The 23436-nt window shown below is 63.3% G+C and carries 22 protein-coding genes and 1 pseudogene; 14 read left to right on the forward strand and 9 right to left on the reverse strand.

The window, feature by feature from the left end:
- The first annotated feature begins 120 nt into the window (after positions 1 to 120).
- From IC50_RS14190 to IC50_RS14205, 4 genes are all read left to right on the forward strand, one after another.
- Positions 121 to 486: a response regulator gene (locus IC50_RS14190; RefSeq protein ID WP_007600538.1), complete on the forward strand. Its 366-nt coding sequence runs from the start codon at positions 121 to 123 to the stop codon at positions 484 to 486.
- Between the two features lie 74 nt (positions 487 to 560).
- Entirely contained in the window at positions 561 to 1757 is a 1197-nt protein-coding gene (locus tag IC50_RS14195) for a protein-glutamate methylesterase/protein-glutamine glutaminase (RefSeq protein WP_035705341.1), read from the forward strand.
- On the forward strand, positions 1754 to 2626 hold the full coding sequence (locus tag IC50_RS14200; RefSeq protein ID WP_035705343.1) for a CheR family methyltransferase: 873 nt from the start codon (positions 1754 to 1756) through the stop codon (positions 2624 to 2626). Before IC50_RS14195 ends, IC50_RS14200 begins: the two co-directional genes overlap by 4 nt.
- 296 nt (positions 2627 to 2922) lie before the next feature.
- Entirely contained in the window at positions 2923 to 3363 is a 441-nt protein-coding gene (locus IC50_RS14205; protein ID WP_244429581.1) for a hypothetical protein, read from the forward strand.
- 57 nt (positions 3364 to 3420) lie between these two features.
- Here the strand turns inward: IC50_RS14205 and IC50_RS14210 are convergent, their stop codons facing one another.
- The 4 genes from IC50_RS14210 to ctrA all read right to left on the reverse strand — a co-directional run bounded on the left by IC50_RS14210 (position 3421) and on the right by ctrA (position 6282).
- The gene (locus IC50_RS14210) at positions 3421 to 4581 is read right to left on the reverse strand and encodes a glutathionylspermidine synthase family protein (protein ID WP_035705346.1); all 1161 of its coding nucleotides are present in this window, start codon (positions 4579 to 4581) and stop codon (positions 3421 to 3423) included.
- Between the two features lie 3 nt (positions 4582 to 4584).
- On the reverse strand, positions 4585 to 4971 hold the full coding sequence (locus tag IC50_RS39105) for a hypothetical protein (RefSeq protein ID WP_081492436.1): 387 nt from the start codon (positions 4969 to 4971) through the stop codon (positions 4585 to 4587).
- Between the two features lies 1 nt (position 4972).
- On the reverse strand, positions 4973 to 5377 hold the full coding sequence (locus IC50_RS14220) for a DUF350 domain-containing protein (protein ID WP_035705350.1): 405 nt from the start codon (positions 5375 to 5377) through the stop codon (positions 4973 to 4975).
- A gap of 203 nt (positions 5378 to 5580) precedes the next feature.
- A complete protein-coding gene (gene ctrA / locus IC50_RS14225; RefSeq protein WP_016848562.1) occupies positions 5581 to 6282 on the reverse strand; it encodes a response regulator transcription factor CtrA in 702 nt (233 codons plus the stop codon).
- 432 nt (positions 6283 to 6714) lie between these two features.
- On the opposite strand from ctrA, the gene fliI reads away from it, so the two are divergent.
- The 7 genes from fliI (at position 6715) to IC50_RS14265 (ending at position 13824) form a co-directional block, all read left to right on the forward strand.
- The gene (fliI, locus tag IC50_RS14230) at positions 6715 to 8040 is read left to right on the forward strand and encodes a flagellar protein export ATPase FliI (RefSeq protein WP_035705352.1); all 1326 of its coding nucleotides are present in this window, start codon (positions 6715 to 6717) and stop codon (positions 8038 to 8040) included.
- Positions 8041 to 8161: 121 nt separating this feature from the next.
- On the forward strand, positions 8162 to 8581 hold the full coding sequence (gene fliJ / locus IC50_RS14235) for a flagellar export protein FliJ (protein WP_011084990.1): 420 nt from the start codon (positions 8162 to 8164) through the stop codon (positions 8579 to 8581).
- A gap of 216 nt (positions 8582 to 8797) precedes the next feature.
- On the forward strand, positions 8798 to 9343 hold the full coding sequence (locus tag IC50_RS14240; protein WP_035705354.1) for a sigma-70 family RNA polymerase sigma factor: 546 nt from the start codon (positions 8798 to 8800) through the stop codon (positions 9341 to 9343).
- 78 nt (positions 9344 to 9421) lie between these two features.
- On the forward strand, positions 9422 to 10465 hold the full coding sequence (locus IC50_RS14245) for an anti-sigma factor (protein ID WP_035705355.1): 1044 nt from the start codon (positions 9422 to 9424) through the stop codon (positions 10463 to 10465).
- A 229-nt stretch (positions 10466 to 10694) separates the two neighbouring features.
- On the forward strand, positions 10695 to 11654 hold the full coding sequence (locus IC50_RS14255) for a helix-turn-helix transcriptional regulator (protein WP_035705359.1): 960 nt from the start codon (positions 10695 to 10697) through the stop codon (positions 11652 to 11654).
- Between the two features lie 129 nt (positions 11655 to 11783).
- Complete coding sequence (locus tag IC50_RS14260) at positions 11784 to 13007, forward strand: NAD(P)/FAD-dependent oxidoreductase (protein WP_035705391.1); 1224 nt, start codon at positions 11784 to 11786, stop codon at positions 13005 to 13007.
- A gap of 490 nt (positions 13008 to 13497) precedes the next feature.
- Positions 13498 to 13824 (forward strand): hypothetical protein, encoded by a 327-nt coding sequence (locus IC50_RS14265; RefSeq protein ID WP_035705394.1) that lies wholly within the window; start codon positions 13498 to 13500, stop codon positions 13822 to 13824.
- A 274-nt stretch (positions 13825 to 14098) separates the two neighbouring features.
- Here IC50_RS14265 and IC50_RS41290 read toward each other — a convergent pair whose 3' ends face one another.
- Both IC50_RS41290 and IC50_RS38430 read right to left on the reverse strand, forming a co-directional pair.
- Complete coding sequence (locus tag IC50_RS41290) at positions 14099 to 14254, reverse strand: hypothetical protein (RefSeq protein ID WP_157460971.1); 156 nt, start codon at positions 14252 to 14254, stop codon at positions 14099 to 14101.
- A complete protein-coding gene (locus IC50_RS38430) occupies positions 14251 to 14436 on the reverse strand; it encodes a hypothetical protein (protein WP_050990994.1) in 186 nt (61 codons plus the stop codon). Before IC50_RS38430 ends, IC50_RS41290 begins: the two co-directional genes overlap by 4 nt.
- Positions 14437 to 14575: 139 nt before the next feature.
- Between IC50_RS38430 and IC50_RS14275 the strand changes: the two genes are divergently transcribed.
- On the forward strand, positions 14576 to 15343 hold the full coding sequence (locus tag IC50_RS14275; protein ID WP_081492437.1) for a Crp/Fnr family transcriptional regulator: 768 nt from the start codon (positions 14576 to 14578) through the stop codon (positions 15341 to 15343).
- Positions 15344 to 16372: 1029 nt separating this feature from the next.
- Here IC50_RS14275 and IC50_RS14280 read toward each other — a convergent pair.
- Positions 16373 to 17359, reverse strand: a complete 987-nt coding sequence (locus tag IC50_RS14280; protein ID WP_035705363.1) for an AraC family transcriptional regulator — start codon at positions 17357 to 17359, stop codon at positions 16373 to 16375.
- Positions 17360 to 17672: 313 nt separating this feature from the next.
- Here IC50_RS14280 and IC50_RS14285 point away from each other — a divergent pair, with 313 nt between their 5' ends.
- The gene (locus IC50_RS14285) at positions 17673 to 18065 is read left to right on the forward strand and encodes a hypothetical protein (RefSeq protein ID WP_035705365.1); all 393 of its coding nucleotides are present in this window, start codon (positions 17673 to 17675) and stop codon (positions 18063 to 18065) included.
- Between the two features lie 1154 nt (positions 18066 to 19219).
- Positions 19220 to 20224, forward strand: a pseudogene (locus tag IC50_RS14290) (IS110 family transposase); the annotation flags it as partial.
- Positions 20225 to 20543: 319 nt separating this feature from the next.
- On the opposite strand, the gene IC50_RS14295 reads toward IC50_RS14290, so the two are convergent.
- Both IC50_RS14295 and flhA read right to left on the reverse strand, forming a co-directional pair.
- The gene (locus IC50_RS14295) at positions 20544 to 20744 is read right to left on the reverse strand and encodes a hypothetical protein (RefSeq protein WP_035705366.1); all 201 of its coding nucleotides are present in this window, start codon (positions 20742 to 20744) and stop codon (positions 20544 to 20546) included.
- Between the two features lie 295 nt (positions 20745 to 21039).
- A complete protein-coding gene (flhA, locus tag IC50_RS14300; protein ID WP_035705368.1) occupies positions 21040 to 23181 on the reverse strand; it encodes a flagellar biosynthesis protein FlhA in 2142 nt (713 codons plus the stop codon).
- Between the last annotated feature and the right edge of the window lie 255 nt (positions 23182 to 23436).

Consider the following 23436-nt stretch of genomic DNA (forward strand, 5'->3'; position numbering starts at 1 on the left):
TCGACGTCGATCGCGTCCTCGAGCTCGCGCCCGAGATGATGGCGGCCTGATACAGCGCATTGTCGCCGACGTACCAGCAATTGGAAGTGCCCCCGCAAAGGGGAGGAAGCAGAGGTTCACATGCGCACTTGTCTCGTCGTCGACGATTCCAGCGTCATCCGCAAGGTTGCGCGCCGGATCCTGGAAGGTCTCGACTTCCAGATCCTCGAAGCCGAGGACGGTGAGAAGGCGCTGGAAGCCTGCAAGCGCGGCCTGCCCGATGCGGTGCTGCTCGACTGGAACATGCCCGTCATGGACGGCTACGAGTTCCTCGGCCATCTCAGGCGCATGCCCGGCGGCGACCAGCCCAAGGTGGTGTTCTGCACCACCGAAAACGATGTTGCGCATATTGCGCGCGCGCTGCATGCCGGTGCCAACGAGTACATCATGAAGCCCTTCGACAAGGACATCGTGACCGCGAAATTCCAGGAAGTCGGCCTTATCTGAGCGATCGCCCGGAGGCTGAACGATCCTTCGGCATCTGTTTTCAACTGTACCGTTTCAGTCTGAGTTGGTGAGTAATGAGTGTTGCGTTCGCAGGGAATTCGACCACGACGCCGTCGCGCGAAGCGGGGCCGCTGCGGGTGATGATCGTCGACGACTCCGTCGTCATCCGCGGTCTGATCTCGCGCTGGATCGGCGCCGAGCACGACATGGAGGTCGCAGCCTCGCTGCGCACCGGGCTCGAGGCGGTCAACCAGCTCGGGCGCATCAACCCTGACGTCGCCGTCCTCGACATCGAAATGCCCGAGCTCGACGGCCTTTCGGCGCTGCCGCAGCTGCTGGCGAAGAAGCGCGATCTCGTCATCATCATGGCTTCGACGCTGACCCGCCGCAACGCGGAGATCAGCTTCAAGGCGCTGTCGCTCGGCGCGGCCGATTACATTCCCAAGCCGGAATCGACGCGCGAGGCGTCGGCCGCGGACATTTTTCATCACGACCTGATCCAGAAGATCCGCCATCTCGGCGCGCGGCTGCGTCGCAAGTCCGCGGTTCTGAGCCCGCCGCTGGCGCCCGCGAGCCCGGCTCCGGCCGCGCGCGGTCCCGTCGCGCGGCCTGCCGCGCCTGCGCCCGCTCCGGCCATGCATGCCCCGTCGCCGGGATCGCCGTCGACGCGGCCGTTCTCGACCCAGGCACCGAAGGTGCTGCTGATCGGCTCCTCGACCGGCGGCCCTCAGGCGCTGATGTCGCTCGTCACCGAGCTCGGCCCGGTCATCGACCGCTTCCCGGTGCTGATCACCCAGCACATGCCGCCGACCTTCACCACCATCCTTGCCGAGCATCTGGCGCGTTCGAGCCGCCGGCCGGCGCGCGAGGCGGTCGACGGCGAGCCGGTGAAGCCGGGCCGGATCTATCTCGCGCCCGGCGGCAAGCATATGCGCGTCGTGCGCAGCGGCGCGGACGTCGCGATCGCGCTCGATGACGGGCCGGCCGTCAATTTCTGCAAGCCCGCGGTCGATCCGCTCTTCACCTCGGCCATCGACGTCTGGCATGGCGCCATCCTCTCCGTGATCCTGACGGGCATGGGCTCGGACGGCATGCGCGGCGGCAAGGACATCGTTGCTGCCGGCGGCAGCGTCATCGCGCAGGACGAAGCCTCCAGCGTGGTCTGGGGCATGCCGGGGGCGGCGGCCAATGCCGGCATCTGCGCCGCGATCCTGCCGCTCAACCAGATCGGCGCCAAGGTCAATCGCCTGTTCGCGGGAGACCGCTCGTGACGCCTGTTGACTACGACTATCTGCGCAAGTTCCTGAAAGAGCGCTCCGGCCTCGATCTCTCCGCCGACAAGCAATATCTGGTCGAGAGCCGGCTGCTGCCGCTCGCGCGCAAGGCAAGCCTTCCAGGCATCCCCGATCTCGTGCTGAAGATCAGGAACGGCGACGGCCGGCTCGCGACGGACGTGGTCGAGGCAATGACCACCAACGAGACCTTCTTCTACCGCGACAAGATCCCGTTCGATCATCTGCGCGACACCATCCTGCCGGGCTTGATCCGGGCACGCGCGGCGCGCAAGTCGCTTCGCATCTGGTCGGCGGCGTCCTCGACGGGGCAGGAGCCCTATTCGATCGCGATGTGCGTGAAGGAGATGGGGGCGGCGCTGGCCGGCTGGCGCATCGAGATCGTCGCCACCGACCTGTCGCAGGAGGTGCTGGAAAAGTCGAAGGCCGGCATCTACAGCCAGTTCGAGGTGCAGCGCGGCCTGCCGATCCAGCACCTGATGAAGTACTTCTCGCAGGTCGGCGAGCTCTGGCAGCTCAATGCCGACATTCGCGCCATAGTGCAGTTCCGCCAGCTCAATCTGTTGCAGGACTTCTCCCATCTCGGCACGTTCGACGTCATCTTCTGCCGCAACGTGCTGATCTATTTCGATCAGGACACCAAGGCGGTGATCTTCGAGCGGATGGCGAAGGCGATGGAGGCGGAGGGCACGCTGTTGCTGGGTGCCGCCGAATCGGTCGTCGGCATCACCGATGTATTCCGCCCCATCACCGAGCGCCGTGGTCTCTATCAGCTCAATCCCGCTCGCTCCGGCCGCCCGATGGGCGGATTGATGCCGCAGCCGCTGAAGGTTGCCGCGGCAAGGTAAGGGTCGAACGGCGGGCAATCTGAGAGAGCGCCGCCGCTGCGAGCGATCGGCGACATCCGACGAGATGTTTCCCGTCATTGTGCGCGACGCTGCACGAGCATTTGAACGCTGGGAATTACTCCGCTACCGCACAATCGTGCTTGGGCCGCGATGCAGCGTGCCCGTGGCCCTGATCAACAGCTGAAGGTTGTGCTATGGTATCGACGATCCCGCCGAACCGGGGCGGGATTCCATTCCATCATGAACGAATTTGAGGAGGACATACCATGCGAATGTCTTGTGCCTCGTACTTCTTGTTGGTTGCGCTCTCGTTGCCGGCGACGGCTCGCGCCGGCGAGCAAGTGCTCGAATTCAAGCTCGTCACCAAGCCGGTAGACGTTAAGGTCACCGAGGTTGCGAATGTCGAAGGTCAGACGGTCATGTCCGGCAAGATGTTTGGCGTCGCCCTTTTCAAGGATGGCCGCATTGCCGTGAAGGATTTCGTCAACTCAAGTGATTTGCTCAAGGGCTCGGGGCCCATATTCGGCTACAGCACCTACACCTTCGATGATGGCTCCTCGATCACCGCGCGCTACACCGGTGCGGTCAAGGACGGCAAGGCAAAGGGCGAATATACGATCCTGTCGGGCACCGGAACGTATGCAAACGCGACGGGCACTGGCGGCTTCGAAAGTGTGAAAAGTGGGTTCAAGGGCGCCTTCCTGTACGATGGACGATTCATCGTCAAGACACCCTGATCGGACATGAGAACCTTCGCGCTCGCGTGCCCTCACCGACGGACTCGCGAGCGCATCTTACAAGATCGCGTGCGGCAGGAAGCGCGAGTGGTTGCCGGTGATCGGGCTCTCGTCCTCGCGGATCGAGAGGCCGCACGGCTCGTGATTCACCAGCCAGCTTCCCACGACCGGATAGAAGCCCGAGAAGTTCGGAAGTGGTGACAGCGCCTGCCGCACGAAACCTTCGGCGCCGTAGGGGCCCTCCTGCGCGTCGAGCGGCATACCACCCGATACGATCGTGACATTGGCGCCTTCGCGCGACAGCAGCGGCTTGCGGACATAGGACGTGCCGAGCTCGGCGGCGCGCGGATCGTCCTCGAAGAAGGCGGGCAGCAGATTGGGATGGTTCGGAGACATCTCCCATAGCAGCGGCAGGATGCCCTTGTTGGAGAGCACCGCCTTCCACGGCGGCTCGATCCAGCGCGTCGGCGCGTCCTTCAGCTTTGCGCCGAATGCGTCGTGGAACATCCATTCCCACGGGTAGAGCTTGAAGGCGAGCGCGATGTCGCGGTCGTCGAGATCGACGAAGCCGCCGGCCTGGTCGCGCCAGCCGATCGCCTCGATGTCGAGCAGCGTGGTCGACAGCCCAGCCTGGCGTGCGGTGTCTTCGAGATAGGCCAGCGTGCCGGCGTCTTCCTCATTGCCGGTGGTGCCGGCGAGATGAACATGACGGCTGGCCGCAACGTCCTTCCACGCCGCGACCAGCTTTTCGTGGATGGAGTTGAACTGATCGGCGCGAGCAGGGATGATGCGCCGCTCGATGGCCTGTTCGAGCCAGCTCCATTGAAACGCCGCGGCCTCAAAGATCGAGGTCGGCGTATCCGCGTTGTATTCGAGCAGCTTTGCCGGCGACCTGCCGTCGAACTTCAGATCGAGCCGGCCATAGAGGCTGCGGTCGTCGCGCTCCCAGCTCTCGGCGATCAGGCTCCAGAACGTTTCGGGAATCTGCAAGCGCCGCAAGTGGCGCTCGTCGCCGATGACCCGGCCGGCAAGCTCCAGGCACATCGCCTCGATCTCGCCGGTCGGCATCTCGATGCCGCGCTCGATCTCGTCGAGCGTGAAGCCGTAATAGGCGCGCTCGTCCCAGTAGCGTTCGCCGCCGATGGTGTGGAAGCAAAAGCCGCATTGCGCTGCGGTCTCCCGCCAGTCGTCGCGCTCCAGACAGGTGATGCGCTGCATGGATCAGCCGCCGCCCGAGAAGCCGTGGCCGAACGAGCCGAAGCCGCCGCGGCTCACGCCATGGGAGCCCGAGTCAGACGACGACGAATGGCTGGAGGAATCGCCGCTGAAGAAGCTCGATCGCGACGACCAGCGCGAGCTGCTGCCGCCGCTCGAGGAACCGCTTCTGCTGCTGCATGCCGTGCTCGCCTGCGCCGCGGCTTCCGTTCCAGGAGGAGGCGGCTCGCAATTCTGCCGCGGCATCAGCGTGTAGGCGGTGGTGCCGACAGCGAGCGTGCCCATCACCAGCAGCGCGACATGGCCGGAGCGCTTCACCGGCGGCCGCGGAGACGGCGGCTCGGCCACTGGCCGGCGCTTGCCGAACTCCTTCCTGGAGGGCTTGTCGGCCATGTCAGTAGATCATGCTGGCGGCGTTGAGCAGCCCGGCAGCGAACGAGGACAGGCCGAGCCAGATCGCGGGTGCAAGCTCGCCGGAATCGATTCGCGCCGACAGGTTCGGGACCGGCACCCTGACCAGGTAGAACACGATGACCTGTACGACCAGTGCGATCGTCGACCAGATCAGGCAGTCCAGCACATTGGCCGAATGCGCGATCGCGCTGACCAGCGGCGCGACGAAGCCGAGCAGGCTGAGCCCGAGCGCGATCGCCGCGGCCGGCTCGTTGTCGCGGATGAGCTGGAATTCGTTATGCGCCGTGATGCGGGTGTAGACGAACAGATAGGCCACGATCGCGATCAGACCGGTGCAGAAATAGACCAGGAAGGCGGGCAGGCCGGCGAGTGATTGCAGGATCATCGTTCCCCCATCGTGCAGCGACCATTCGTCGGCGGGACGAGGGTCGCGGTTCAAATGTTGGGGGGTGAAGCCGTATCGGCACGGCCGGTGCAATCGCTTCCGCAGGCGGGAGAGGCCTTCCCCAAAAACAAAACCCCGCCATTTGCGGCGGGGTCCAGGCTGGGAGGAACGAGCCCTGTCGGGCTCGCGACGTAACCCAGGGATCAGGCGGGGATGCGCTCGTCGGCCTCGTGCGGCTCGCGCAGCACGTAGCCGCGGCCCCACACGGTCTCGATGAAGTTGCGCCCCTCGGAGGCGTTGGCCAGCTTCTTGCGGAGCTTACAGATGAAGACGTCGATGATCTTCAGCTCCGGCTCGTCCATGCCGCCATAGAGGTGGTTGAGGAACATTTCCTTGGTGAGGGTCGTGCCCTTGCGGAGCGAGAGCAGCTCCAGCATCTGATATTCCTTGCCGGTCAGATGCACGCGCTGGCCGCCGACTTCCACCGTCTTGGTGTCGAGATTGACGACGAGGTCGCCGGTCTGGATGACCGACTGGGCGTGGCCCTTGGAGCGGCGCACGATCGCGTGGATGCGGGCCACCAGCTCGTCCTTGTGGAAGGGCTTGGTCATGTAGTCGTCGGCGCCGACGCCGAGACCCTTGACCTTGTCCTCGATGCCGGCGAGGCCGGAGAGGATCAGAATCGGTGTCTTGATCTTGGAGACCCGGAGCTGCTTGAGCACGTCGTAGCCGGACATGTCGGGCAGGTTGAGGTCGAGGAGAATAATGTCGTAATCGTATAGTTTACCGAGATCGACGCCTTCTTCCCCCAAATCGGTCGTGTAGACGTTGAAGCTCTCCGACTTCAGCATCAGCTCGATCGACTGCGCGACGGCGCTGTCATCTTCAATCAGCAAAACGCGCATGCCAGTTCCCCATAGTCGCCGCTCCTGGGCGTCAGGTCGGCCGCATTCGCGGCACTCAACAAAACGCCTTTGAACAACTGATTCGGATCCTGACGACAGATGGTTAACAAACTCTGATTCTGGAACGCAAGTCCTCCCGGTGCAATTTTTGTCGAATCGCCCTAAGGTCTTGCGCGCGAAGCAGCTTTCGTCACCCGGTTCCGTTCAAGCTCCACTTTAAGAGACGGGCCTAACCGACTCCCGTGACTCAGCCTTCTTCTGAAGGGAAGTCACGCTCAGTCACAAAGACAGTGACGCAATGATTAATGATGCGGGTAAACACGAAGTTAAGCGCCGTTCAGAAATATGGCGAAACTTAAGGCTTTCACCGTGAAGTCCCGGGGATCGAAGGTGACCGGCTCATGAAGGCCCTCACATGAAGGCGCGCTCCTGATGAAGGCTCTTGCCGAACAGATCGGCGACATCGACGGCGTCAATATCTATGGCCGCGTGGTCGGCGTGCGCGGCCTGATGGTCGAGGTGGCCGGTCCCATTCACGCCATGTCGGTCGGCGCGCGGCTCGTGATCGAGACCGGCGCCAACCGTTCCATCCCCTGCGAGGTGATCGGCTTCTCCGGCAACAATGCTGTCGTAATGCCGTTCGCCGGCCTCGACGGCGTGCGCCGCGGCTGCAAGGCGGTCATTGCCAATGCCGCCAATCAGGTGCGGCCGTCCGCAGCCTGGCTCGGCCGCGTCGTCAACGCGCTGGGCGAGCCGATCGACGGCAAGGGGCCGCTGCCGCAGGGGTCCTCGCCGATGCCGTTTCGCAACACGCCGCCGCCGGCGCATTCGCGCAAGCGCGTCGGCGCGCCGCTCGATCTCGGCGTGCGGGCGATGAACACCTTTCTGACCTGCTGCCGCGGCCAGCGCATGGGTATCTTCGCGGGCTCCGGCGTCGGCAAGTCGGTGCTGCTGTCGATGCTGGCGCGCAACGTCGATGCCGCGGTCAGCGTCATCGGGCTGATCGGCGAACGCGGCCGCGAGGTGCAGGAATTCCTGCAGGACGATCTCGGCGAGGAGGGCCTCGCGCGTTCGGTCGTGGTGGTCGCGACCTCCGACGAGCCCGCGCTGATGCGCCGCCAGGCCGCGTATCTGACGCTGGCGGTCGCCGAATATTTTCGCGACGAGGACAAGGACGTGCTGTGCCTGATGGACTCGGTGACGCGCTTCGCCATGGCCCAGCGCGAGATCGGCCTGTCCGCCGGCGAGCCGCCGACCGCCAAGGGTTACACGCCGACCGTCTTCACCGAGTTGCCGAAGCTCTTGGAGCGCGCCGGCCCGGGGCTGGGCGAGGGCGCCATCACCGCCATCTTCACGGTGCTGGTCGACGGCGACGATCACAACGAGCCGATTGCGGATGCCGTCCGCGGCATTCTGGACGGCCATATCGTGATGCAGCGCTCGATCGCCGAGCGCGGCCGCTATCCCGCGATCAACATCCTCAAATCCGTGTCTCGGACCATGCCGAAATCGGCCGATCCGGAATTCTGGCCCGTGATCCAGCGGGCGCGGGCGGTGATGGCGACCTATGCCGACATGGAGGAGTTGATCCGGCTCGGCGCCTACCGGGCCGGCTCCAGCCCCGAGGTCGACGAGGCGATCCGCCTGCACGAGCCGCTGGAGGCCTTCCTGCGCCAGCGCAAGGACGAAAATGCATCCCTCGCGGACGGCTACCGCCAGTTGGCGCAAATCCTGGGCAGTTTGGAAACGGAACGCTAACTTTGTCAGGTCATCATCCGTCCCCACAGAGTAGCAGAGCCGGTCTGGGCCTTTATCGGGCCCGTGGGGTGACCGGTATCGTCCCACGTGCAGCGGGGGGACTTCTGGGGAGTACGAGTCGATGAAGTCACGAGATACCCTCATTCGCCTGAAGAAGTTTCAGGTCGACGAGAAGCGCCGCCGGGTCACCCAGATCGAGACCATGATCGCCGATTTCCAGCGGATGTCGGTCGATCTCGAACGCGAGATCCAGACCGAGCAGGAGCGTGCCGGGATCAACGATCCCTCGCACTTCGCCTATCCGACCTACGCCAAGGCCGCGATCCAGCGCCGCGAAAACCTGACCCGTTCGGCCGACGAGCTCAAGGGCCAGCTCGACGAAGCCAAGGCCGCGCTGGCCGAGGCCTTCGAGGAACTGAAGAAGGTCGAGCTGCTCGACGAGCGCGATCAGGCCCGCGAACGCGCCGAGGAAAACGCCCGCGAGCAGGCCGACCTCGACAGCATCGGCCTGATGCGCGCCCGCATCGGCGCGGTCGCCTGAGCCGCCAGCAGCCAGACCACCTTGGAATTTGCCAGACCCGGACCCGCAAGGTCCGGGTCTTCGTATGTGCTGTCCACAGCGTGGCGCCGCGCCCCTTGGTGGTCGGCTTTGCCGCGCGCTATGGTGGCGGCCATGAATGCGGTGCCAGCGGCGGAGGTGTCAACCTCTCCCCCTCGGGGAGAGGTAAAGAGCGGCGAACCGCGCGCGGGGGGCTGAATGCTGACGCCGGCAGAGCTGGTCGGGTTGATTGAGGCGGTGGCGAAGGGCGATCAGGCCGCGTTCGAGCGCCTCTACGCCGCCACGCGCGCGAAACTCTATGGCGTCGTGCTCCGTATCTTGCGACGACAGGATCTCGCAGAGGAGGTCATTCAGGAGACCTACGTCAGGATCTGGAACGGCGCCGCCCAGTTCAACCCGGCCCTGTCGTCGCCGATCACGTGGATGGCCTCGATCGCGCGCAACCGTGCGATCGACATCGTGCGCAAGAAGTCGGAAGTCTCCATCGAGGAAGAGCCTCAGGCGATGGAGGTTGCGGCCGAGAGTCCCGATCCGCTGGCGCGCCGCGAGATGACCGAGGAGCTGAAGCGGCTCCTGGAATGCATCGGCCGGCTCGAACCGGACCGCCAGAGGCTCGTGCTTCTCGCCTACTACAACGGCTGGAGCCGCGAGCAATTGGCGGAGAAATTCGCAGCGCCGGTCAACACTGTGAAGACGTGGCTCCGGCGCAGCATGTTGGATATCCGGGAGTGCCTCGGGCTTTAGAGGATGATGAGAGTGGCACGAACCAGCGCGGCAACGACGGTCGACCTCTCCCCGCAGGGGAGAGGTTGAAGGAATGTGATGGCCTACACTGAGGACCATATCGCGCTCGCCGCGGAATACGCGCTCGGTACGCTCGACGCCGATGAGCGCGCGCAGGTCGAGGCCATGATGGCGGTGGACGAGGCGTTCGCCGGAATCGTGCAGGCCTGGTCCTTCCGGCTCGGCGCCCTCAACCAGATGGTCGGCTCGATCGAGCCGCGTCCGATCGTGTGGGAGAACATCAGGTCCGAGATCGCGCGCGCGGCCCTTGCGCAGGAGCCGCCTGCGCTTGCCGAGGCTTCGCCGCCGCCTGTATCCTCGCCGGAGACTGCGGAGCCCTCGGCCGAAAACTCGCCCCCGGCGGAGGTGCAGCATCCCGACGCCGGGCCACCGGAGACGTCGCGTCCCGAGCCGGACGCCATACCCGATATTGCGCCGCAATTCATCCCGCAGGTCCACGCTCCGGATCTCAACGTCGTCCGCGCACCGCAGGCGCCGGTCGTCGACGACAGCAATGTGATTCGTCTCGAGGGCCGGGTGAAGCGCTGGCGCTCCATCGCATCCGCCGCCGCCGCGCTCGCGGCCGCGCTGCTCGCGACGCTGTCGCTCCAGATATTCCTGCCCGACGCGCTGCCGGGCAGCCTGCGTCCCGCGCCGCGCATCCAGACGGTCGAGGTGAAGACACCGGCCGCGCCGCTCGCCGCCTCCGCGCAATATGTCGCGCTGCTGCAGGGCCAGGGCGGCGGCCCCGCCTTCATCCTCACCATCGACGGCGCGACGCGGAATTTCACGGTGCGGAAGGTCGACGCGACGCCGGAGCCCGGCAAGAGTTTCGAGCTCTGGCTGATCTCGGACAAGCTGCCGCGCCCGCGCTCGCTCGGTGTGATCGGCAGCAGTGACTTCACCGCGCGCCCGCTGCTCGCCGGCTACGATGCGGACATCGTGAGCGGCGCGACCTACGCCGTCACCGTCGAGCAGGCCGGCGGCTCGCCCGATGGCCAGCCGACCTCCGCCCCGGTGTTTTCCGGCAAGCTGATCGAGACCGTGCCGCCGTCTCAGCCGCAGGCGCCCGCGAACCAGTAGGTCCCGCGGCCCGAATGGGCGTAAGCGATATCCGGGACGATGTTCCCGCATGTCGCTCCGCTCATGCGGGCCACGAAATTGTCGCCAGGGTCCATCCCCATCGTCGTATCCCGACAAGTTCTCCCGAATTCGCCCCCGATTTGAACCTCCCCGCGATTGGCGGCGTCAAATCCCCGGAATTTGCAGTCGGCGCCGCCGATCATGGTGCCGGAGAGGGGCTAGAAATCAGATGGATGCAGCGAGAACGCCGGGCATCTTCCTCCACCAATATGCCGGGCTGCCGCACGGCCCGGCGTTCGAGGATTGGCGCGAACGGGCCTTCGGTCCCTGCGGCCTCGATATCGGGCCGAGCCGCGGCGACAGCATCGATTGCCGCCTCCAGATCAGCGTGGTCGACAATATCGCGCTCGCCATTCCCGAGGGCGCCTCCGCGCAATATTCCCGCACGCAGAGTCACCTTGCCGACGGCAGCGATGACCTCGTCCTGATCGCGGCACATGCGGGGCTCGTCCGCGTCGGGCAGAACGGCCACACCGTCGAGCTCGCGCCCGCACAGATGGTGCTGGTCGACATGAGCGTGACCGGGACGGTCGGCCACACCGACGAGGACCGCTTCACCACCATTCGCATGCCGCGCCGCGCGCTGCTCGACATCAGTCCGCGTGCCGAGGAGAAGCTCTCGCAGGTGCTCTCGGACGGCGCGGTCGCCGAGACCATCTTCCGCTATCATGCGCTCGCCGCCAATCACGCGCCGCATCTCGACGCCGTCGGCCAGCGCCTGACCGCACAGCACATGGTCGATCTCGTCGGTCTCCTGCTCGGCACCGGCGCGGAGCATGCAAGCCTCGCGCGCGGCCGCGGGCAGGCGGCCGCCCGCCTCGATCTCATGCGCGCCGACGTGATGGCCGCGCTCGGCCGCAACGATCTCTGCCTGTCGGACGTTGCGACGCGCTCGGGCTTGAGCCCGCGCCAGGCACAGCGCCTGTTCGAGCAGGCCGGCACCACCTTCACCGACTTCGTTCTGGAGCAGCGTCTGCTCCATGCGCGCAAGCTGCTCGGCGATCCCCGCGCCAGGGCGCGCAAGATCAGCGACATCGCGCATTCGTCCGGCTTCTCCGATCTGTCCTATTTCAATCGCGCCTTTCGCAAGCGCTTCGGCGCGACGCCGTCGGACCTGCGCGAGGCGTAAGCGGCACTTGCGAATCCGCCGGCCATCGTTGCCGTCGCGGTTGGTCCGGCCGCCCGGATAGGCTATATGTCGCATGCGGGCAGGCTGCTCGATCGCCTGTCGCTTTCTAGGGAGATGCAGTCCACGGACATGGCGCGTATCGTCGTGCTCGGCGCCGGATTTGCGGGCCTGTGGGCGGCCATCGGTGCCGCGCGCAAGCGTGACGAGATCGGTGCGGACAGCGACATCGAGATCCGCCTCATCGACCGCAATCCCTATCACAACATCCGCGTGCGCAACTACGAGGCCGATCTCAGCGAGGTCGCGCTGCCGCTGCCGCAACTGCTCGACCCCATCGGCGTGAGCCACGGGATCGGCGAGGTCGAGACGATCGATCCGGCAAGGCGCGAGATCTCGCTGGTTACCAGTGGCGGTGAGGAAACGCTGGCTTATGACCGGTTGGTGCTGGCGCTCGGCAGCGAGGTGATGCGTCCCGACATTCCCGGACTTGCGGAGCACGCGTTCGACGTCGACAGCTACACTGCGGCGCTTCACCTCGAGGACCACCTCGTCTCGCTCGGCCGCAGCGCGCCGTCGCCGGGGCGTTCGACCGTCGTGGTGGTCGGCGCCGGCTTCACCGGCATCGAGGTCGCAGCCGAAATGCCGGACAGGCTGACGCGCGCCGGCATCACCGGCAGCCGACGCGTCATCCTGGTCGATCCCAATCCGGCGGTCGGCGCGACCATCGGCGCGCATGCGCGTCCCGTCATCGAGACGGCGCTGGCCTCGCTCGATGTCGAGACGCGTCTCGGCGTGCGTGTTGCCTCCGTGGAAGCTGCCGGCATGCACCTGGGCTCGGGTGAGTTCATTCCGGCGCAAACGGTGATCTGGTGCGCCGGGATGCGTGCGAGCCAACTGGCCGGGAGCTTTGCAAGCGCGCGCGATCGGCTGGGGCGGCTGCTGGTCGATCCCTTCATGCGCCTTGCGGATGTGCCGGGCGTGTTCGCGGCCGGCGATATCGCCTCCAGCGTGGTCGATGGGCTGCATCCAACCGTGATGTCCTGCCAGTTCGCGCGCCCCATGGGCCGCTTCGCCGGCCACAACGTGGTGGCCGATCTCGCAGGGATGCCGATGCTGCCGCTGCGGATCGACTGGTACGTGACCGTGCTCGATCTCGGCGGTTGGGGCGCGCTCTATACGGAGGGGTGGGATCGAGAGGTGCGCAGCACGGGCGCGGCGGCGAAGGAGACCAAAGAGACCATCAACCGCAAGCGCATCTATCCGCCGCTCTCGGGGCGCAAGGACGAACTGTTCGCGGCGGCCGCGCCAACGGTGCAGCCACCGCCGCCGACCTATGGGGCGCCGCGCCGTTGAGCTGGCTCGTGCGTCCATCAGCCAATCTAACGATGAAACCTAGGCGACGAGCTCGCGCGGTCGAAATGGCTACGGCCATGGAAGAAAACCCGCTGCAACAGCCTCGCGCAGATGAGCGTAAGAGTTCAGAACCAGAGCATCGTCAGACCTGTGGAGCTTGTAGCCGGCGGCCTGAGAGTGAGCTTGGGGCGAACAGTTCCAGCGGAGCGGCTGCCAGCCTTCGTCCGCTCCGCGGCCTCTTAGCCGACTTTGCCGCTTGCTGCCGAGAGGTCGGCAATTGACCCCGAGCCGACATTAGAAGGCGAAGACAACTCTCTTGCTCGTTCCAGATTGCCTGAGAGCGGTGTCCTGTTCCGAACAAGGGCTGCCAATCCCACGGCTGCCTTTTCGTTCACGCGGACGTGAGGATCTCTTCGGGAAATATATTTCTAGCCGCCCGGTCCCCTTGCAAAATGGGCCGGAGGTTGGAGCTTCCACCAAGGGGATCCAATTGCACCGATTTGTTGCCAAAGCCAACGTCGATCACTTCATTGGCCTTTTGAACGGCAGTGATCTGACGCCTGACAAGAGGGCGGACATCACCAAACTGTTGATCGCCGAGCTGGATAAACTCGCGCATGACCTAGAGCATCTCGAGTTTGCCGAAAAGAAGGTTGCAGAGGGCCGAGAGAAGGTGAACGGTATCAGATGTATGTGTAATGGACATCGCTTTGGCACAGCCGAGCGCGAAGAAGCGGAACGACTGCTCGTAGCATGCGAAAATTTACAAACGGTGCTCGAAGACTTTTGTCATCGCCTGCGTGCAAAGGTCCGTTAGACCGCCTAACGGCAGCATCATTTCGAGCGACGACGCTGAGCTTCGTACCAACCCAAGGACGCAGCCGCATAACCTTCCATACGTGGCGTCCAAATTAGTGCGTGTTGCCGCGCCCAGTCCCATGCCGCGCGTTCGCGCTGGGTCTGATCGATAGATTGCATTGAGCTTTAATATGGCCCAACTCGTGGACAAAGGCCAAAAATCTGCCTTCAGTCTAGGACTACGCTTGCGACCAAACTAAAAACACCCGTGGGCTTCTGCTCTCACGGGCGGCTCAGATCGGACTTGAGTTCAGCTTCTTGCGCATGAGGTGACAGAACTGCTCCATCGACTGATAGATGCCTTCGAAGTTGCGAAGCACATTTTCTGCTTGTGCGCGTTCCGCTGAGCCATCAGCAAAGGAGTCTCGCAGCCTGCTGAGATAATTCATTCGGTCTCGGGCCTTGCGGTCCTGATCTCGGCAAACTGTAGGTGCTCCAGATTTCGGCCCATCCTGTCCTGGTCGGCGATCATGAGCTTCTGGATGGTGGTCCGAATGTGATCACTGAACTCCTGGTTGGTCAGGAGGCTGAGATAATGGTCGATATTTGCGTGAGTGATGTAGCTCTCCACGACGCTTCCTCCCCCTCGAAACCGGATCAAATTAGAACGAGATTTTTGAGCGCTGTCACTATGATAGGCGCAGCGAGATTTGATCGCGATCAAATAGCTCCTGATCCAGAGGACTATCTAGTCTAGCGAAGGAGGTCTTATGCCAATTGAGACTAGCCGCGCAGGCGGGCCTGCGATCCGCGCCGTCGACCCTTGGAGGCCCGGCAATCCAAGGCAAGGTGAGCGTCATCAGTTGCTCAGCGACCATGAGCGGGCTCGACTTGCGAAGATCGCCGCGGTCGTGCGCTTCGGAAAGGGTGATCATATTTATCGGGAGGGTGAGCCTGCTGAAGCAGTGTTCAACGTCGTAAGTGGTGTTGTAACGGCTTACCGCGCGCTTGCAGACGGCGAGCACGTCACGTCTTTTCTCCATCCTGGCGACCTCTTTGGTTTGTCTGAGGAAGGCCGTTATACCAACGGCACGAAGGCTGCTACGGCAGTCGTTGCTTACAAGATGCCGGTATCGGCCGTGCGGCGCATTCTCGCGACCGATCCCGAGTTGGACGTCGGCGTGATTGTCAAGTTGTGTGAGAACCTCCGGGAATCGCAGCGGCACGCGCTACTTTTGACCCGGAAGAGGGCCGCCACGCGACTTGTGATGTTCTTGGACCTTCAGCAGAATCTGCAGCTCAGCCGAGGCGAGCCGACCTCAGAAATTCATCTTCCGATGGATCGTTCGAGCATTGCCGCTTATCTCGGTATCACGCTCGCGGCCCTCGGCCGCGCGTTTCGAACGTTGACCTCCAAAAAAGTCATCGCCGCTCGAAACCGTCGACACGTGAAGATCCTCAACAAAGAGGCATTCAACAACCTGGCCGACATGGCATCAGTGGAGGATGATACCAAGCACACGCATGCCCCACTTTGAAAAGGCCCGATAGTCGCTACAAAAAAGAGCCCGCCCAGGCTGGGGGGACTGAGCGGGCTGCGGCTTACATTGAGCTTGGGGGTTGGGGGGGTCTGCTCAACGTACTCCAAGACACGAATATCAATCGTTGGACCAGGGCTGCATGTCGTTCAAACGGCGAGGATCGCCACGCCTATTGGAGGCTGATCGCCTCGGCCTTCTTGTTTGCCGGGCGTCCTGAATGGCGTCCATCAGTTCCGCGATCTCCAACATCATTTCACAGGTGTCTCGAAGTTCGGTGGCATAGTTGCGCAGTTGCTTAGCGGTAGTCACCACATCGCTCCTGTTGGTCGTCAATCGGGTTTAGTTCCAAGATCGCAGCGGAATTCGCCAAATTTTGTGCCTTCGACACGGATTGCAGAGCGAACGTCTCCTCCGAGAGTCGAGTTCGAATGTACGCACGTTCCAGGTCCGTTAGACTGGTCTGAAGCAGCCTATGGTAGCGACGGATATTATTGTAGTGCGCTCTTATGAGAGCATCTTCTGCGCCTGACATCTCCCCTCCCGTAGTCCCCTCTCTTGTTTGATAGATGATAAAGCCTCAAAGCGGAGAGAATTTTTGATCCAGGTCAAGGTCTGCTTCGCCTTCTTTCGCCCGTTCTTAATCGCGATCGAATCAGGCTGTATCGCGGTGTGGCATGGCAGCCTTTTCTGTGCGAGCCCTGCGATTTCGGGGGAGCGCTTGGCATCGCCGCGAAGCGGGCAACAATGTCTGCGGGTGGCCCGCTGCTGACCTTCACGCGAACCACCGCAGCGTCGGCTATCCGGCGTAGACCGGACCAGTCCCTGCAGCAGGTTTGAAGTCGCAGTTTGACCTTGGCTGTGTAAAAACGCGAGGGATCTAAACTTGACTAGAATTACATTCTTCAGCTCGTCGTCTAAGATGAAGGCGCTTGCGCGATTGAGCCTAGGATGGGTTTCGGACGAATAAATTCGTCTGAAGCGTCTTGGTGTTTTCACACAGCCCAGACCCAGAGCAGACAAACCGCTCTATCTCAAACGCCGTCCTCGCGCGAAAACCTCTGATGGAAGCTCCCCGAACATTTTCCGGAAATCGTTAGCGAAATGGCCTAGATTGGCGAAGCCACATTTGAAGGCGATCTGAGACACAGAAGTTCTCGGATTTCCTTCCAAGAGCATTTGCTTGGCGCGTCGGAGCCGTACGGACTTCGCAAACTGCATGGGCGAATATCCCCGATACCTCTTGAAAGCTGCATAAAGGCTGCGAATGCTGGTGTTCGTTTGTGCTGCCAATTCCTCGACGAGCACAGCGCGCGACCAATTTGCTTCAATGAATTCTTCGGCAAAGCGTACTACGGGAGGCGCTGCCTCCGTTGGGGATCTCTCCAATAATTCGATGTAGTTATGTTTCTGAGCCGAGAGGAACGTCATGATTAGCGCCTGCTCGAGCTCGATCAGCGTCGGCCTAGGTAGCTGCGATGCCGTCGAATTTAGCTGTTCGGCCAAGAACATGGTCAGTTGACGTAACAGCTGGGCCGCAGGCTGCTTCGGCGGCGCGGCGGGGTCAAACACGATCGCCCCCCGAGGTGCTGCACCGAGAAATGCGGCTAACGCTTTCTCCAACGCACTCGTCTTTATACGGAGGACCAACTGCTCGAACCCGGCTTCGAATATGATGGTACTAGGCTGCCCTGGCGGGGTAATGCCGAGGTGCTGCTCGTCTACGGGTACCGTCGTCGTATCGCCCAAAACGACGCCGGCTTTCCCCTTGAGGCCGACTTGTAGTCTTGCAAAATCGCCCTCGGGAAACTCGACGGCCGTTTGGGCAGCATATCCACAGAAGCCAAGCCCGATGCTGGGCAAAATCAGGTAATTCGCCACCCCCTGAAATTCGGTTGAATTCTCGACGGAAAATCCAGTTGCGCCATAGACCGTACGCAGCGCATCCCTCATCTCCTCCGGGTCACGTGTACAGACGACCGGAGAGCGGCTGAGCGGGTAGTCGATCTCATCCATTTGACAATTCACGAAGCCGGATCAATTGGCAGTTTTCGATGCGGAAGCGCGTTTAGCACTGATCTGAATCAAGGAGGGTTTCGATGCCGAGATTGAGCAATCTTTGCAGAATCCGGCAATGAGAAGTCGTTGTGCAGACGCATCAGATGAGAGACGCTTACACAATCGAAAGGATGCTCAAACGGCATCCGAGGGGGTGGCGAGCGCGTCTGCGTTTTCGACAGACCGCCGTCTCTGCGATGTAAGATGCTAAGTCGAACAGCTTTCAATGACCTAACTATACTATTTTCATTTCGTTCGTTGGCCGCCGGTTGTGGCCGCCGCCCGAGGCTTCCCGAACCGCACCGAACGAGCACTGACCGTCGAACTGCCGGCGGTCATTTCTTTTTCAATTCAGCCGGTGCTTGACGCCGCTAAGCTTGAGCACGCTTTGCAAGATTTGATCTTGGATGGCTGTTTGCTTGTGGTGCGAACTTGCTACCGTCGTGGAGATCATCCGAACGGGAGAAATGACGTGGGTTATGCGGCGGACGATACTTTCTTGATCTCTCAAAATGTCCGCCATTTCAGAGAACTCCTGGGCAGGGAAATGCATCCGGAAAGGCGCAGCAAGATAATCGACCTTCTTGCAGCTGAGCTAGCCAAGCTTCCCGAACCTGAACAACGGGTCGAGTTGATCAGGACGGCGAAATACTTAGTGACCTGATCGCAGGGAGATTCGCAATGCACAACGTAGTACAGTTTCCAAAGACCCGCCCTGGGTCGGACTTGGAAGGAGATGTTCGGCGCGCCATACTCCTTCTCGATGTTTCCCTCCTTCAGACTGCCAGCTTGATCGCGAACTGCCCTGCGGGTGGACGGAGGCTTGAATTAGATAATGAGCTTCTAGATCTGCGGGCGAAGCTTGAATATCTGCGGGGCTTGGCTCGAAGCACCGTTGCCGGAACTCGCCGTCAAGAGTGATGTCCGATTGTGGCCCATAGCTGATCATGCGCTGCGGTTCGCGGACGTCAGCTTGGATTTCAATTCCGGAAATTTGACACAGGGGCTGCTGATCGAGACCAACCCGGTGGGGCCCAGCTGCAAACCGTTGCGTTGCCCGACGGGCAAAACACCCCAGGGCTAGGGCAATCCGCGCAATCGAAAATATTCTACTTTACCGAAGTTCGGAAACGGCGTATGTGTTGCGGCAACCCGGCCCAAGGAAGAGGGGCGTATCGCGATCGTCACGAACGCGGGCCGGACGGCGGTGGACGCCGATTGCATCGGCGCGAAGGGTTTTGCAGGGCAGGCAACTGTGAGCAAGGCCGTCGCGCACACGACCGGTGTGATCGGCGTACGGCAAAATCGTGTGGTCCTGGCGCCCGGGGTCTGTGCGCCAAGTCTTGTGGTGGTGCGTGTCGCCCGACCGGGTGCGCGCACCAGTCATCTGCAAGGCGACGGGGGCAATAGTGCAGCGCTCCCCGGGGAGAGCACGACATAAGCCGTCAAACCACTGCGCAGGGAAGGCCGGGATGTCCTGGCTACACTTGTATGCCGCTGTGCAAATCTTCTGACTGTTGCTCCGCACAGTGGACCGCGGGTGCCAGCCGGCACCCGGTCTTCCCTGCGCCCTCTTTCAATCGAGGGTGAGCTAATGGGCAAAGCTCGGGCGAAAGATGCCGCGAGGCTGCGAAGGTGTGTCTCTATAGTTGAACACAGGTCTCGTGCCCCGGACGCAGTGCAGCGCGCAGCGGTGCGCTGCAGAGCCGGGGCCCATGCACCAGCGCGCCGTGCGGCTTGCTGTTGGGGTGGACGGCCCCCGACGGCATCAGTGTGCCAGAATGAGGTCGGTTTAGATCTCAGACGAAGGAGCCGTCCGTGAGCGAGATTATCCGAATTGGAGTGGATACGTCCAAGAGTGTTTTCCGGCTGCACGGGGTTGACGCAGCGGAGCAACCGGTGCTGCGCAAGAAACTGCGCCGGCGTGACATGCTGGCCTTCTTCGCGCGGCTGCCGGCGACGAAGGTCGGGATGGAAGCCTGCGGCGGGGCGCATTACTGGGCGCGGGAGCTGACGGCGCTAGGGCACGAGGTGAAGCTGCTGCCGGCGCAGCACGTCAAGCCCTACGTGCGGCGCGGCAAGAACGACCGGAACGATGCCGATGCGATCTGCGAGGCGATGAGCCGGCCGCGCATGAGCTTCGTGGCAATCAAGAGCGCGGAGAGCCAAGCCGCGCAAATGTTGATGACGACGCGCGAGCGGCTGGTCGCCTATCACACGCAACTCATCAACACGATCCGTGGTCACGCGGCCGAGTTCGGCCTCACGGCCGCCAAGGGGCCTGCCCATGTCGAGCCGCTGCTGGCGCGCATTGCCGACGACAAGACGGTGCCTGAACTGGCCAAGGACCTGTTCGCCATGCACGGCCAGGCGTTGAAGCGGCTGAAGGCCGAGCTGCGCGAGATCGAAGCGAAGCTGAAGGCCTGGCACCGGCAGAACGAGATGAGCCGGCGCCTTGCCGAAGTCGATGCCATCGGCCCGATCGGCGCCTGTCTGCTGGCGATCAAGGCGCCCGATCCGCAGGCCTTCCGCTGCGGCCGCGACTTCGCGGCCTGGATGGGATTGACCCCGAAGGACCATTCCACCGCGGGCAAAATGCGGCTTGGGGTGATCACCCGCGCCGGCGACGAGGCCTTGCGCCGCACCCTGGTGGTCGGCGCCACCTCGGTGATCAAGCAAGTCAGCAAGGATAAGGGCAATCCCTCGCCCTGGCTGCGGGATTTGGTGGCCCGCAAACCGCCGAAGCTCGCGGCCGTGGCGCTCGCCAACAAGGTTGCACGCATCGCCTGGAAACTGATGCGCAGCGGCGAACGCTATGACGCCGCACGGGCCGGCATCGTGTCCCCGGCCGCAAGTTTAGCACCGCCCTCGCGCCGTCAAGGCCGCTACGCGCCGGGGCCGTCCACATATGGGTCCCGGCTCTGCGCAGCACCGCTCGCGCGTTGCAGCGCGTCCGGGACACGAGAGCTGAATTCGAAGCGGGAGTCTCAATCAGATGCGACACCCCAGACATGAGAAAGCGCCCGTGGGGGGCGGGCGCTTTCTGTAGTCGACTTGGGGTTGGGGTCGTCTACATATCCACGTGGCGACTTTGGGGGGCTGGTAAAGGGCCGCGTGAATTCAAAAAACTCGTCAGATCTCCTCAGCGAACGAGGGATGCGTTCGAACTGGTGACAACGACCGGCTTGCCGGCCTTGATGACGCGCGCGGTCTGGGTCAGACCATCGTCCGAACCCGTGCGTGCCGTGATGCCGAGGCCTGCCACCGCGATCCCTGCAACGAGGGCCACGACCACAATTTTCAGATGGGTCGAGCGATCTGCGCTGTAGATCGAGTGGTTCACGGAAGCCTCCTGCCGCCATCTACCCGAAGTAGTCGCCAGCCCGTTCAGGCAGGTTCATGCTTCCGGTGCCCAACAACCTAGTATTGGCGGGATTCGTTCCCAAGGGGCGATCACAAGAGCGTGACACGACGTGAAGGATCGCGATCAAGAGCGACCGTTTCTCGTGAAATTATATAATGATCTCAAAGATATAATTGGTTGGTCGATCGCCTTGCCCGCCTTTGGTCGACAAGGCGCCGGGAACTCAAAAAACCATTTGCCTGTGGCTGAAAAACATACGGCTTCTCAAGGCAAATCAGACGCTTCCGACCGTTTTCAATCTCGCCCTGGGGTGAATTTCAGCCTGCGACAGCACGGTGGTCTGGGCCCGGAACCGCTCCACCAGGGACCGCACGAAGGGACGAATTGCCGCAGAGGTGACCAGCACCGGCGCCTCGCCTTCGCGGGCGGCGCGCTCGAAGGCCTCGCGCACGGCGGTCATGAACTCCGACAGTTTCGAGGGCTGCATCGCGAGGCTGCGCTCCTCGCCCTGGCCGATGATGGACTCGGCAAAGGCCTGCTCCCACCGCGCCGACAGCGCGATCAGCGGCAGATAGCCGGCGTAGGAGGTGTTCTGCGCGCAGATCTGCCGCGCCAGGCGCGCCCGGACATGCTCGACCATGGTCGCGGGATTGCGCGAGAAGGCGAGCGAGTCGGCGATGCCTTCGAGGATGGTGGAGAGGTCGCGGATCGAGATGCGCTCGGCGAGCAGCAGTTGCAGCACGCGCTGGATGCCGGACACCGTGACCTGTCCCGGCACGATGTCCTTGACCAGCTCGCTCTGCTCCTTCGGCAGTTCCTTGAGCAGCTTCTGCACCTCGCCATAGGACAGCAGGTCCGACATGTTGGCCTTGAGCAGCTCGGTGAGGTGGGTCGAGAGCACGGTCGCGGCGTCGACGACGGTGTAGCCCTTGAGCGAGGCTTCTTCCTTGAGGCTGGCGTCGACCCAGGTCGCGGGCAGTCCGAAGGTCGGCTCGGTGGTGTGGATGCCGGGCACCTGCACCTGGCTGCCGCCGGGATCCATGACCATGAACTGGTTCGGCCAGATCTTGCCGGTGCCGGCGTCGACCTCCTTTATCTTGATGATGTAGGTGTTGGCCTCGAGCTGGACGTTGTCGAGGATGCGCACCGCCGGCATCACGAAACCCATCTCGATCGCGAGCGAGCGGCGCAGCGCCTTGATCTGCTCGGTGAGGCGGTCGGTGCCGTCGGGCCCGTTGACGAGCGGCAGCAGGGCATAGCCGAGTTCGATCTTGAGGTCGTCGATCTTGAGCGCGGCCGAGATCGGCTCTTCCGCCGCGGCAGCGCCGGGGGCGCCCGGGGCACCGGCGGCCGGCGCCGCCATCGCGGCTTCCGCGGCCTTGACGGCGGTCTTCTTGCGGTTGCGGGCGTTCCAGGCCAGCGCGCCGGCGCCGACGCCGAGCGCCAGGAAGGGGAGGGTCGGAATGCCCGGCAGCGCCGCCAGCACCAGCATCACCGCCGAGGACATCGCGAGCGCCTGCGGATAGCCGGAGAACTGCTTCATCAGCGCCTTGTCGGCGGCGCCGGACACGCCGGCCTTGGAGACCAGCAGGCCCGCGGCGGTCGAGACGATCAGCGCCGGCACCTGGGTGACGAGGCCGTCACCGACGGTCAGCAGCGTGTAGCTGCGCCCGGCGTCGGCGAAGGACATGCCCTGCTGCGCCACGCCGATGATCATGCCGCCGACGACGTTGATGAAGACGATCAGGAGGCCGGCGATGGCGTCGCCCCGGACGAACTTGGAGGCACCGTCCATGGCGCCGAAGAAGCCGCTCTCGTCCTCCAGCTCCTTGCGCCGCTCCTTGGCGACCTTCTCGTCGATCAGGCCGGCGGAGAGGTCGGCGTCGATCGCCATCTGCTTGCCGGGCATGGCGTCGAGGTGGAAGCGCGCGGCGACTTCGGCGATGCGGCCCGAACCCTTGGTGATGACGACGAAGTTGACGATGATGAGGATGGCGAAGACGATGATGCCGATGACGAAATTGCCGCCCATCACGAAGCTGCCGAAGGCCTCGATGACGTGACCGGCGGCGGCGGTGCCCTCGTGCCCGTGCGACAGGATCAGGCGGGTCGAGGCCATGTTGAGCGACAGGCGCAGCATGGTCGAGATCAGGAGGATGGTCGGGAAGGCCGAGAACTCCAATGGCGCCTGGATGAACAGCGAGGTCATCAGGATCAGGATCGACAGCGTGATCGAGATCGCCAGAAACAGGTCCAGAACGATCGCGGGCAGGGGAAGGATCAGCACCACCAGGATGGTGAGGATGCCGAGCGCCAGCGCGATGTCGCCGCGCTTGAGGATGGTGACGATCTCGTTGAGGGAGGGGATGCCGGGCTTGGCGCTGCCTACGCCCTGTCCCGCGGTGACGTCGACCATGGTAGCTGCCTCCCCGCGGGACTGCCGTCCGCGCGCCCCAAACGTCTGCGCGGCGGCCGATGGGCCGCCGTTCCGAAAGTGAGGCACCGCACTGGCGTCCACGGGGGCTCTCCCGTTCTACGCGGCCGACGACACTCGACTTCACCCGGCAATTTTTGCCCGGTGTATGGTTAGCAAAGAGTTAACGCGGGGGTGGGGCGTTTCGGGGCCCGAGGCTGTCATTCCGGGGCGATGCGAAGCATCGAACCCGGAATC

This window comes from Bradyrhizobium genomosp. I (2014) (assembly GCF_000261685.1).
In the GTDB taxonomy this organism is placed as follows: domain Bacteria; phylum Pseudomonadota; class Alphaproteobacteria; order Rhizobiales; family Xanthobacteraceae; genus Bradyrhizobium.

Bases quoted from the DNA above. Each gene is read 5' to 3' on its own strand.
- IC50_RS14190 (WP_007600538.1), top strand. From the start codon at position 121: ATGCGCACTTGTCTCGTCGTCGACGATTCCAGCGTCATCCGCAAGGTT.
- IC50_RS14195 (WP_035705341.1), top strand. From the start codon at position 561: ATGAGTGTTGCGTTCGCAGGGAATTCGACCACGACGCCGTCGCGCGAA.
- IC50_RS14210 (WP_035705346.1), bottom strand. From the start codon at position 4,581: ATGCAGCGCATCACCTGTCTGGAGCGCGACGACTGGCGGGAGACCGCA.
- IC50_RS39105 (WP_081492436.1), bottom strand. From the start codon at position 4,971: ATGGCCGACAAGCCCTCCAGGAAGGAGTTCGGCAAGCGCCGGCCAGTG.
- IC50_RS14220 (WP_035705350.1), bottom strand. From the start codon at position 5,377: ATGATCCTGCAATCACTCGCCGGCCTGCCCGCCTTCCTGGTCTATTTC.
- ctrA (WP_016848562.1), bottom strand. From the start codon at position 6,282: ATGCGCGTTTTGCTGATTGAAGATGACAGCGCCGTCGCGCAGTCGATC.
- fliI (WP_035705352.1), top strand. From the start codon at position 6,715: ATGAAGGCTCTTGCCGAACAGATCGGCGACATCGACGGCGTCAATATC.
- fliJ (WP_011084990.1), top strand. From the start codon at position 8,162: ATGAAGTCACGAGATACCCTCATTCGCCTGAAGAAGTTTCAGGTCGAC.
- IC50_RS14240 (WP_035705354.1), top strand. From the start codon at position 8,798: ATGCTGACGCCGGCAGAGCTGGTCGGGTTGATTGAGGCGGTGGCGAAG.
- IC50_RS14245 (WP_035705355.1), top strand. From the start codon at position 9,422: ATGGCCTACACTGAGGACCATATCGCGCTCGCCGCGGAATACGCGCTC.
- IC50_RS14255 (WP_035705359.1), top strand. From the start codon at position 10,695: ATGGATGCAGCGAGAACGCCGGGCATCTTCCTCCACCAATATGCCGGG.
- IC50_RS14260 (WP_035705391.1), top strand. From the start codon at position 11,784: ATGGCGCGTATCGTCGTGCTCGGCGCCGGATTTGCGGGCCTGTGGGCG.
- IC50_RS41290 (WP_157460971.1), bottom strand. From the start codon at position 14,254: ATGAATTATCTCAGCAGGCTGCGAGACTCCTTTGCTGATGGCTCAGCG.
- IC50_RS14275 (WP_081492437.1), top strand. From the start codon at position 14,576: ATGCCAATTGAGACTAGCCGCGCAGGCGGGCCTGCGATCCGCGCCGTC.
- IC50_RS14280 (WP_035705363.1), bottom strand. From the start codon at position 17,359: ATGGATGAGATCGACTACCCGCTCAGCCGCTCTCCGGTCGTCTGTACA.
- flhA (WP_035705368.1), bottom strand. From the start codon at position 23,181: ATGGTCGACGTCACCGCGGGACAGGGCGTAGGCAGCGCCAAGCCCGGC.